Origin of the sequence: uncultured Empedobacter sp. (assembly GCF_937930195.1) — a bacterium.
Lineage (GTDB): Bacteria > Bacteroidota > Bacteroidia > Flavobacteriales > Weeksellaceae > Empedobacter > Empedobacter stercoris.
In genome coordinates this window covers 1-10091 of the sequence record NZ_CALGVK010000082.1, presented here as the reverse complement: position 1 = coordinate 10091, position 10091 = coordinate 1, and the positions used below count along the sequence as shown (strand labels likewise).

The 10091-nt window shown below is 32.8% G+C and carries 11 protein-coding genes; 7 read left to right on the top strand and 4 right to left on the bottom strand.

Annotation, left to right across the window (positions count from 1 at the left end; all coding sequences use genetic code 11):
* On the top strand, positions 1-240 hold a 240-nt coding region (locus tag Q0616_RS05220), incomplete at its 5' end, for a hypothetical protein (RefSeq protein WP_298775579.1).
* Between the two features lie 691 nt (positions 241-931).
* Here the strand turns inward: Q0616_RS05220 and Q0616_RS05215 are convergent.
* Both Q0616_RS05215 and Q0616_RS05210 read right to left on the bottom strand, forming a co-directional pair.
* Complete coding sequence (locus tag Q0616_RS05215; protein ID WP_225541281.1) at positions 932-1312, bottom strand: PUR family DNA/RNA-binding protein; 381 nt, start codon at positions 1310-1312, stop codon at positions 932-934.
* A gap of 114 nt (positions 1313-1426) precedes the next feature.
* Entirely contained in the window at positions 1427-3184 is a 1758-nt protein-coding gene (locus tag Q0616_RS05210) for an ABC transporter ATP-binding protein (RefSeq protein WP_260541093.1), read from the bottom strand.
* On the opposite strand from Q0616_RS05210, the gene nusB reads away from it, so the two are divergent.
* From nusB to Q0616_RS05180, 6 genes are all read left to right on the top strand, one after another.
* Positions 3175-4197, top strand: a complete 1023-nt coding sequence (gene nusB / locus Q0616_RS05205) for a transcription antitermination factor NusB (protein WP_298775574.1) — start codon at positions 3175-3177, stop codon at positions 4195-4197. The genes Q0616_RS05210 and nusB overlap by 10 nt on opposite strands.
* A 44-nt stretch (positions 4198-4241) precedes the next feature.
* Positions 4242-4733 (top strand): DUF1573 domain-containing protein, encoded by a 492-nt coding sequence (locus Q0616_RS05200; RefSeq protein WP_171623971.1) that lies wholly within the window; start codon positions 4242-4244, stop codon positions 4731-4733.
* A gap of 24 nt (positions 4734-4757) precedes the next feature.
* The gene (gene yajC, locus Q0616_RS05195; RefSeq protein WP_171623970.1) at positions 4758-5114 is read left to right on the top strand and encodes a preprotein translocase subunit YajC; all 357 of its coding nucleotides are present in this window, start codon (positions 4758-4760) and stop codon (positions 5112-5114) included.
* A gap of 70 nt (positions 5115-5184) precedes the next feature.
* Entirely contained in the window at positions 5185-5796 is a 612-nt protein-coding gene (coaE, locus tag Q0616_RS05190; protein WP_298775571.1) for a dephospho-CoA kinase, read from the top strand.
* 68 nt (positions 5797-5864) lie between these two features.
* Positions 5865-7415, top strand: a complete 1551-nt coding sequence (locus Q0616_RS05185) for a HAMP domain-containing sensor histidine kinase (protein ID WP_298775569.1) — start codon at positions 5865-5867, stop codon at positions 7413-7415.
* 4 nt (positions 7416-7419) lie between these two features.
* The gene (locus Q0616_RS05180; protein WP_171623967.1) at positions 7420-8115 is read left to right on the top strand and encodes a response regulator transcription factor; all 696 of its coding nucleotides are present in this window, start codon (positions 7420-7422) and stop codon (positions 8113-8115) included.
* Between the two features lie 63 nt (positions 8116-8178).
* On the opposite strand, the gene Q0616_RS05175 is transcribed toward Q0616_RS05180, so the two are convergent.
* Together Q0616_RS05175 and Q0616_RS05170 are read right to left on the bottom strand one after the other, a co-directional pair.
* Positions 8179-9207: a glycosyltransferase family 2 protein gene (locus tag Q0616_RS05175; RefSeq protein WP_298775567.1), complete on the bottom strand. Its 1029-nt coding sequence runs from the start codon at positions 9205-9207 to the stop codon at positions 8179-8181.
* Complete coding sequence (locus Q0616_RS05170) at positions 9204-10013, bottom strand: glycosyltransferase family 2 protein (RefSeq protein WP_298775565.1); 810 nt, start codon at positions 10011-10013, stop codon at positions 9204-9206. The genes Q0616_RS05175 and Q0616_RS05170 overlap by 4 nt, the downstream gene beginning before the upstream one ends.
* Positions 10014-10091: the final 78 nt, after the last annotated feature.

The following is a 10091-nucleotide window of genomic DNA, read 5'->3' as shown; positions in this document are numbered from 1 at the left end:
TTTTATTCATTACTTATCTATTTTAATTATCGGTATTCATATGCCCTTCGGGGAAAAGAGCAAAAAAGTAACCAAAAAACTCTTGTCTTTGATTTTCAACGGACAAAATTAGTTTCAGTCATTCAATGTTTTAAATCATTAACATTTTTTCATTTTTTGCTCATCCAAAAAACATTTGAAATTAAAAGGAGGAGCCATGGTATGGCTCAGGTAATTCAACTAACTAAATTATTTTCTTAAAGTTGGCAACTCGCTTCTCTCAAACACTCCAACTTTTTAATTTCAATAATTTAGAGTTGAATTACATTTCGATTCTAAATCGTCGGATTTTATTTCCTTTTTCAATACTTAAATTCGTTCTCATTCTGAACTTGCCAAAGAATCCCAAGCTCATTCAATCACTTTTAACAACGAATTTTAGACCAGACATACGATTTGTAGACGAGCTTCAATCCATTGAAACGAAGGTGAAAAAGATTAGTGAGCATATGCGAATCATTTAATCTTTTTGTGAGTAAAATGATAATTGATCGGCGAAAATTGAAGTCTTGACCTTTTTGGTTCGTTTTTGTGTCAAGACTTCCCGGAAGGGCATATGAATTCATTTGAAAACAATAAAAAAAATCATGAATAAAAATGAACATATATACCTAAGCTCAAACAGAACTTCTCCTTTTAATTTCAACTTTTTGACACTCGTCTCCAAATCATATGACATTTTCTTCTACCTTTTTCAATATTCAAATTTGTTGTCATTCTGAACGCGTTTCAGAATCCCATATAATATGTCATTTTGAAGAAGCGAGAAATCTTTATCATTTTTTAGATAAACAGTGAAAAACAACAAATTAATCAATGTAAAAAAAAAGATATAAAAAACCTCCTCTCAACAATTGAGAGGAGGTTTTCCTTTTTACGCATTTAAATAGGCTTATATATCGTCAAAATTGATATTCGTAAAAGACTCCACTTGTGTATCATCTTTACTTGCCATTTTATTTTTTGGATCAAAATCTTTTTGATGTCTTTCCGAAATCACTTCTTGTCCTTTCTGAGCAAAAACAAAATCTGTTGTTTCGTCTAACATCTCCTTAAAGCTCTCGAAGTCTTCTTTATACAAATAGATTTTATGTTTTTTATAGTACACATTCCCATCTTCTTGTGTATTTTTTTTACTTTCTGTAATCGTCAAGTAATAATCACCTGCTCTTGTTTCGCGGACATCGAAAAAGTAGGTTCTTCTTCCTGCCCTTAATACCTTGGAAAAGACTCCTTCTGCATCCACCTTTTCTTGGTTTTCAAAATCATTCATAAGTCTAATAGCGTTTTTGTTAAATGTTTCATAACAAATCTAAAAAAAATTAAGAAAACAACAAGATTTTAGGCAAATATTTTCTATTTTTTTATTGATTCTACTCTTAAAAACCTAATCCAAGAGTTGTTTATTGTATAAATCGTAATAATAACCTTGTTTATTTAACAATTCGCTGTTTGATCCATTCTCTAAAACACGACCATCTTCTAACACTAAAATCTGATCTGCTCGCTTTGCCGAAGAAACACGATGTGTGATGATGATTGTTGTTTTACCTTCAATTTCTGAAGCTAAATTATTCAAGATTTGTTCTTCTGTTTCGGTATCTACAGCTGACAAACTATCATCAAAAATTAAAATTTTTGGATCATTTACCAATGCGCGAGCGATAGAAACTCGTTGTTTCTGACCTCCCGAAAGTGTAACACCACGTTCTCCAACAACAGTATCATAACGTTCCTTGAAACGATCAATGTTATCATGTACAACAGCTTTCTTGGCAAAAATTTCTGCTGTTTTTTCATCTTCATCATCCGAACCAAATAAAATATTATTGGTCAACGAGTCCGAAAATAAAAATGCTTCTTGCGGTACATATCCAATTTCTTCTCGAATAGACTCCACATTGATATCATGAATATTTTTACCATCAATTAAAATCTCACCAGAAGTCGGTTCTAAAGAACGTGCAATTAATAAAGCGATGGTCGATTTACCCGATCCTGTTTTTCCAAGAATTGCCAACGTTTCTCCTTTATTAATTTTGAACGAAACATTATCCAAGGCTTTGATTCCTGTATTTTCGTACACATAAGAAACATGTTTAAACTCGATTGTTCCTTGTACATGATGATTCACCAATTGCTTTTCCTTGACATCTGTTTCAGCATTCAAAAATTCATTAATACGTGTCATTGATGCTTCTGCACGTTGTACCACCATCGTAATCCATCCAAGAGAAGTAAAAGGCCAAATTAACATATTTAAGTAAAGAAAAAACTGAGCGATAGAACCAATATCCATCGTTCCTTCGATATATTTTATCCCGCCTAAATATAAAATCACCAAATTACTTACGCCAACTACAACTACCATCAATGGCCCGAAAGCTGCTTGAATTTGAGCCAAATTTAGTGCGCGTTTTTGGTATTCGTCTGCTTCTACTTGGTATTTAGATTTTACAAATGTTTCGGAATTAAATGATTTAATAACACGAATTCCAGCAAAAGTATCTTGCACAGAAGAAGATATTGTAGATTGTTGTTCCTGCACACGTTTACTTTTTTTGTTGATATTTCGTGCAACATTGTATATCAAAACCGATAAAATAGGCAAAGGCGCTAAGGTATATAACGTTAACTCTTTATCTATCTGCAACATAAAATACGCGATAATGATGACACGAGAAACCAAATCAACGGGGTACATAATCCCTGGCCCAAGATACATACGCACCAATGCGACATCTTCGGTAATGCGATTCATCAAATCTCCCGTTTTGTGCTTTTTGTAAAATGACAAGGATAACTTTTGATACTTATCATAAATCACGTTTTTCAAATCAAACTCAATATAACGAGAAGCCACAATAATCATTTGTCGCGTTCCTACCGTTAAAACTCCACCCAAAACTTTAAAAAAGAAAAAAGCCAAACTGGCATACATCAACCCCTCTTTTAATAATTCGAGGTTATCTGTACCGTTTTGTTTAAAATTTTGCAATAATTCTTCAACCGTATTGATTGCTTCTTTGATATATGTCACGGAAAAAACTTGCACCCAATTGGCACAAATCGTAAAAATGAAGCCTAAAAAAATCCTCCATTTATACTTCCATAAAAATTTATTTAACTTTTGTAATGATTTCACAAAACAAAATTACATTCTTTTTTTTACCTTTGCATCAATTTATTAGACGTTATATCATTGAAATTATGTTGGGAAGAAGACAACTACGCGAAAAAGTAATGCAGAATATCTATGCTTACAATTGTTTAGGTACGGAAGGCGAAGAAAGAACGGTCGAGAAAAATATGATGAGAAGTATCGATCAAATCTATGATTTGTACATTTATATCCTAAATTTAATCAAAGTTCAAAAGGACATTGCAGAGCATAAAATAGATCTTGCAAAATCAAAAAACTTTCCAACCGAAGAAGATTTAAATCCAAATTTAAAATTTGTTCAGAATAAAGTTTTCAAAATTTTAGAAGAAAATCTTGAATTATCTCGTTATTCGAACGATAACAAGTTTTTACTTTGGGATATTTATGATTCTTATCCAAACAACATCTACAAAAACTTGACAGAAAGCGAATTGTACAAAACGTACATGAATAGCGGTAACCGTTCTTTCGAAGAAGACAAAGAGTTTATTTTGAACTTTTTCGTAGAATTGATTGCTGAATACGAAGATTTGCACGATTACTTAGAAGGAATTCAAATTACTTGGGCAGATGATGTACACATTGCTAATGCAATGGTTCATACGACGATTAAATCGTTCCGTCAAAATAGTTCTCCATTGATTTCGTTGTTCAAAGTGTACAAAGATGTAGATGACAAAAAGTTTACAGAAGAATTATTTCGTAAAACAATTCGTCATCAATCGGAAACGAAGAATATAATTGACGAAAAAGCAGATAACTGGGAATTAGAACGTATAGCAACAATCGATTTGATTATTTTGGAAATGGCGTTGACAGAATTTATGTACTTCCCTAACATTCCTGCCAAAGTAACCATCAATGAATATGTCGAATTAGCGAAAAATTATTCGACAGAAAAATCACGCGTTTTTGTTAACGGAATCTTAGATAAAACCCTAAAAGAGTTAAAAGACAATAATAATTTACCAAAATACGGTAGAGGTTTATTATAATCTTTATTTTTTCTTAAATTTGACTGAGACAAATAATTATAAATATGAAAAGTAAATTATTTATTTTAGGTGCATTCGCCCTATCATTCGCAATCAGCTCTTGTGGAGAAAAAAAAGCAAGCGATAACTTTACAGCAGAAGAAACAGCTCAACAAGCTGAAAATGTTGTAGATCCTGCTACTGCTCCAGTTTTAACATTAGCCGAAGCAAACCATGATTTTGGAGAAGTACAGGCCAATAATAAAGTAGAAACATATATCAAGTTCAAAAATGACGGTAAATCACCATTAGTTATTCGTGATGCGTCTGCAACTTGTGGATGTACAGTTCCTGAGTTCCCATCTACGCCTATTGCAGTAGGAGCTACAGATTCTATCAAAGTTGTGTATACGGCGGGTAACATGAACGGAAGACAACAAAAAACAGTTACTTTAGTAACAAACACAGTAAATGGACAAGAAAATTTTGACATTTCTGCAAACGTTATTGGAGCAACTGCAAATGATCAAAATGCTCAACAAGCATTTGGACAATAAATAATAAACCATTAAAAATTAAAAATGATTCAAACAATCTTTTTACAAGCAGGTGCTCAAGGCGGAGGAATGTCGATGCTTTTAATGTTCGGAGGAATGTTCGTGATTATGTATTTTTTCATGATTCGTCCTCAACAAAAGAAAGCAAAGCAAGAAAAACAATTCCAAACTGACATCAAGCGTGGAGATTTAGTCGTAACAACTTCTGGTATTCACGGAAAAATTAACGAGATTCACGACGATGCTGTTGTCATTGAAACTGGAGCTGGAAAAATTAAATTTGAAAAAGCTGCTATTTCTCGTGAATTAACTGCTGCTCGTTATTCAAAATCGACTGAAAAAGTTGAGAAAGTAGAAAAAGCAGTAGAAGAAAAAAACTAAGTTCAAGGTTAACATATATTTAACTGATTGCCGAAGGAATTATTCTTCGGCATTTTTTTAACTTCAAACCATGAAAAACAACCACCCTTTTGTAGTAGGAATCACAGGCGGAATAGGCTCTGGAAAGAGTACCGCAGCAAAATTCTTTGAGGAATTGGGCATTCCAGTGTATAATTCTGACACAAGAGCAAAACTTATTCAGAACGAAAATTCTGAAGTAAAAGCGAAAATCATTGCTGCTTTTGGTGAAGAAGCTTATGATGAAAATGGGTTGAACAAAGCCTATCTATCCAAACAAGTTTTTCAAGACAATGAAAAGTTGAAAGTTTTAAATTCAATTGTTCATCCAGCGGTTTTCAAAGATTTTGAAGCGTGGAAAATTGCTCAACAAACACCTATCGTAATGAAAGAAGCAGCGATCTTAATCGAAAGTGGGAGCTACAAAGATTGCGATATGGTAATAAGTGTTATGGTGGACATAGAAAAGCGAATTGCACGAACGATGGAAAGAGATGGATTAACACGAGAAGATATTTTGGCGAGAATCAATCATCAAATTTCGGATGAAGAGCGAATAGCCAAATCAGATGTAATCATTGATAACAATGGCGATCTTGCTCACCTCAAAAATGAAGTTGAACAAGCCTTGATGAACATCAAAAAAAAGATGGCTTCACACTAACAATCTCGCATAAATTAGAAAAAATTAGAAAAGATTAAACTATTTTTAATCATTCAATAAACATATAGATGAAAAAAGGATTTTATAAAATCTTAATCGTTATCATGAGTGTTGCGCTTATAGGATTGATTATTATTCAATTCTATTGGTTGAATTTAACCATTCAGAACGGTACAGAAAGCTTTAACAACAACGTGTACCAAGCGATGAATTACACGACTGAAAAAATAAATAAGGTTGAATTAGATAAGTACTACAAGAAATTTAGTACGATAGAATCTGATTTAAAATCAAGTAAAGATAAACCACAAGTCGTGACAAATAGAGTCATCAAAGATTCTTTGGGTGTCACTTATGCCTATGTCACACGTTATGTGGTCGAAAAATCGATGTTGCCTTCTGGTCAATACAATGATAGTTTAACGAAAGCAAATATCTATTCACAAGAACGTGTCATTAAAATTGACAAAGATTCAGCTTCTTCAGGAATTTCGAATCTAAACTTGAATTTCGAAAACGCTTTACAAGACGGAACGTTTACCTTAGAAAGCGCGGCACGTTGGGATGCAGGAACAACGCCTATCGACAAACGCGTTAACTATAAAATGTTGGATTCTATTCTAAAAAATGAATTACGCAACAGAGGAATCAATCAAGCCATTCCGATCTTAGCCGTTTTAAAGAAAGATTCAACTGAAACCAATGTCAAATCAGCTGATTTTGATCGCAACAAGATCGAATTTATGGTTCCTTTATTTTTGGATCGAAAAGACCATATCGAATATTATTTGGCTGCCAATTTTGTCAATCGAAAATTAGCCATTGTTGCGCCAACAGTACCGGTTATTTCGTTGACTTTTATCTTAACCATGATCATCATAACGGTTTTCTCCTTGTCGATCTATTATATGCAGTTGCAACGCAAGAGTTCGGAAATCAAAACCGATTTCATCAACAACATGACACACGAATTCAAGACGCCTATTGCAACCATTAATATTGCCTCTGACGCCTTGAGAAACGAAAAAATATATACAGACCCCGAAAAGGTGAAATATTATGCTGATTTGATCAAACAAGAAAACAAACGGATGAACGCTCATGTTGAGATGGTATTACGTATGTCGAAGTTAGATCGAAATCAAATGGATATGAACTTTCAGGAAGTCAACTTGAACGGTGTTGTACAAAAAAGTATTGAGCCGATAAGATTTATTGTAGAAGAAAGAAAAGGTACAATATTTGAAGAATACAATGCAGAACAGTCTTTTGTCAACGGAGACCCGTTCCATTTAGAGAATATCGTGATTAATGTATTGGATAATGCTCGAAAATACTCTCCAAACACACCAGAGATTCGCGTAAAAACATACAATAAAGACAACAGTTTTATAATTGAGATTTCTGATAAAGGAATGGGAATGCCGCAAAGCGTTCTGAAAAAAATATTTGAACAATTTTATAGAGAAGAAACGGGAAATATACACAATGTAAAAGGTCATGGACTTGGGTTGGCTTATGTCAAAAAAATTGTTCAGCTGCATGGCGGACAAGTTTGGGCAGAAAGTGCTGCAGGAAAAGGAAGTACTTTTTTCATTAAAATCCCTCTAAAATCATAGATCAATGAGTGATAAACAACGATTACTTTTAGTAGAAGATGATCCAAGCTTTGGAAGCGTCTTAAAGGATTATTTGGTTATAAACGATTTTGACGTTACGCACGCAATCGATGGTGAAGATGGTCTTGCCAAATTTAAAGAAAGTGATTACGATCTATGCATCCTTGATGTGATGATGCCAAAAAAAGATGGTTTTACATTAGGAAAAGAGATCAAAGAACTAAAAAGCGAACAACCAATTATATTTTTAACAGCCAAAAATATGCGTGAAGACGTGTTGAATGGTTACAAAATTGGAGCAGACGATTACGTCTTAAAACCATTTGATTCGGAAGTTTTATTGTACAAAATAAAAGCTGTTTTACAACGTAATTCGGGTGAAGAAGAAAAATTTGAACAAGAAGATTTCAAAATTGGTAAATTCACGTTCAATGCAAAATTGAGACAATTAATTTACGATGGTAAATCACAAAAATTATCGCCAAAAGAAAACGAATTGTTACGTTTATTGGCCGTATATAAAAACGATTTAATGCCACGTGAAATTGCCTTAACACGCATTTGGCACGATGACAACTATTTTACATCACGTTCAATGGACGTTTACATCGCAAAACTACGTAAGTATTTAAAGAAAGATCCAGCAGTAGAAATCGTGAATATTCACGGCGAAGGATTCAGATTATTGGTACAAGAATAATCCATCATTACTAAAAATATAAAACCTCAACTTATCGTTGAGGTTTTTTTTATGTGATTTAGTTTAATGATCTACTTCAGCACCTAAATTTCTATATTGTGCTCTAAATTTTTCTGCCCATTTATACCACTCCTCATATTGTGCATCAGAATGATTCGCTTGCTCTAAAAATGATTTGATGTAGTAATCCGAAAAATCTTTTGGATAATTTTCCATCGCATCAAATTCATCCTTTAACCATGCTTCATTTAGAATATAATTCATTCGATTGACATCAAAATGATTTCCATATTCATGGTACGAACCCGTTGCTGAAGATTGGAAAGTAGTTTTTAACACTTCCTGATTGGTTCTTGCAAAAACAGCTTTTTTATTCTTGTGGTACCAAACAGCAGCATTTCGTAATTGTTGTTTTTCGTCCACTACCCCTTTTGCATCTTCCCAAATGCTCAGCCAATATTCTTTTTGATATAACCCCATCAAGATGGAATTAATTCCCCAATATTTTCGTTTCGTTTGATTATCAACTAAACCTAATTTATACAAAATGGTAAAAAACTTGTACTTGTTGTACATAAACAAATCCATCACCACTTTGTTCGACGTGAACAAATCAACAGGTTGTGTTTGATAAATATGTTCTGATAGTTGTTTGATTCTATAATTCTTATCGTCAGAATAATTTCCTAACCATCCTAATTTTAAAAGAGGAATCGAAAAGGATTTCATTTCGTTGATTAATTCATCCAGATCTATTGATTTGGTGAACCATACATCATCCTCCGTTACCAAAACAAAATCAGATGAAGAGTTGACTGTATTGAACCACAAATCTGTAGGAATCGTAAACCCATCAATCGGTTTAGCAGACGTTATATTTTCTTCAATCGCTTTAATCTTTTCTTTGTACTGATTTGATTGAAGAATAAGTGCATTAGGATATTTTGTCGCTATCTTTTCTAAATACAGTGGTGGCGTACCATCATCCAAAACCTTAACTTCAAAACTCCCTTTTACGTGTAAATAGATAGAATGTAAACAACGATCCAAATAATGCGGTCGGTTAAACGATTTGATAATAATTGTGGTCATAAAAATCTTCGTTTTAACTTCTTCCAGAAAGTATTCTCTTTTTCAAAGATAAACTTTGGTAAATTTTCTATGTCATCGACATTTTTGTTATACAACTTCTCAACCCCTCTTCTTTTACATGTTGTCAATAAAACTGTGTGCCAATTGAGATTCAATTTTGTTTTTTTAGATTTATCTTGAGAAACACCTTTATCATGAATGCGGTATAAGTATTGGAAAGAATCAATAAAGTAAAACTCGCCTAACTCGTATAATTTCATGTATAAATCTTGATCAACTGCAGAAGTTAAATTTGAATCTATTCCCTGTGTTTGATCATAAATATCTTTCTTGAACGTAAAAAAATGAGCCACTTCAAAATTGATATTAAAAAACGTTTTATGATTATTTTTCATCTTTTTTGTAAAGTTAAACTCACCCTTTTCTTGTGAAAATTCATCAATTAATTTAATTTTGGAATATGTTGAAATGATGTCCGCATTATTTTTGTACGCATCCATAACATCTTCCAATGCATTAGCCACAATCCTATCATCAGGATCTACAAATCCACAAATATCACCACTTGCTTCCTCAACGCATCTTCTTTTGGTATACCCAACTTTTTTGTTTGCTGAATTACGGAATAATTTAATTTTATCATCCTGCTTCGATAATTCCACGAGTTTTTCATAAGATCCATCGTTAGAACAATCATCTACAATTATCATTTCATAATCGAGATAAGTTTGATTTAGAATAGATTGATAACATTCTTGGAAATAATTCCAATTGTTATAATGAGCGATTAAAACAGAGAATTTCATATTACAACAGCTTTACTAATTGTTCTTGTTTATTCACTATTATCGAATTGGCGGGTACATCTTTGTGAATCACACAAC

Coding starts and splice junctions, on each gene's coding strand:
- yajC (WP_171623970.1), top strand. CDS start 4,758: ATGATTCAAACAATCTTTTTACAAGCAGGTGCTCAAGGCGGAGGAATG.
- Q0616_RS05185 (WP_298775569.1), top strand. CDS start 5,865: ATGAAAAAAGGATTTTATAAAATCTTAATCGTTATCATGAGTGTTGCG.
- nusB (WP_298775574.1), top strand. CDS start 3,175: ATGATTTCACAAAACAAAATTACATTCTTTTTTTTACCTTTGCATCAA.
- Q0616_RS05180 (WP_171623967.1), top strand. CDS start 7,420: ATGAGTGATAAACAACGATTACTTTTAGTAGAAGATGATCCAAGCTTT.
- Q0616_RS05215 (WP_225541281.1), bottom strand. CDS start 1,312: ATGAATGATTTTGAAAACCAAGAAAAGGTGGATGCAGAAGGAGTCTTT.
- Q0616_RS05170 (WP_298775565.1), bottom strand. CDS start 10,013: ATGAAATTCTCTGTTTTAATCGCTCATTATAACAATTGGAATTATTTC.
- Q0616_RS05200 (WP_171623971.1), top strand. CDS start 4,242: ATGAAAAGTAAATTATTTATTTTAGGTGCATTCGCCCTATCATTCGCA.
- coaE (WP_298775571.1), top strand. CDS start 5,185: ATGAAAAACAACCACCCTTTTGTAGTAGGAATCACAGGCGGAATAGGC.
- Q0616_RS05175 (WP_298775567.1), bottom strand. CDS start 9,207: ATGACCACAATTATTATCAAATCGTTTAACCGACCGCATTATTTGGAT.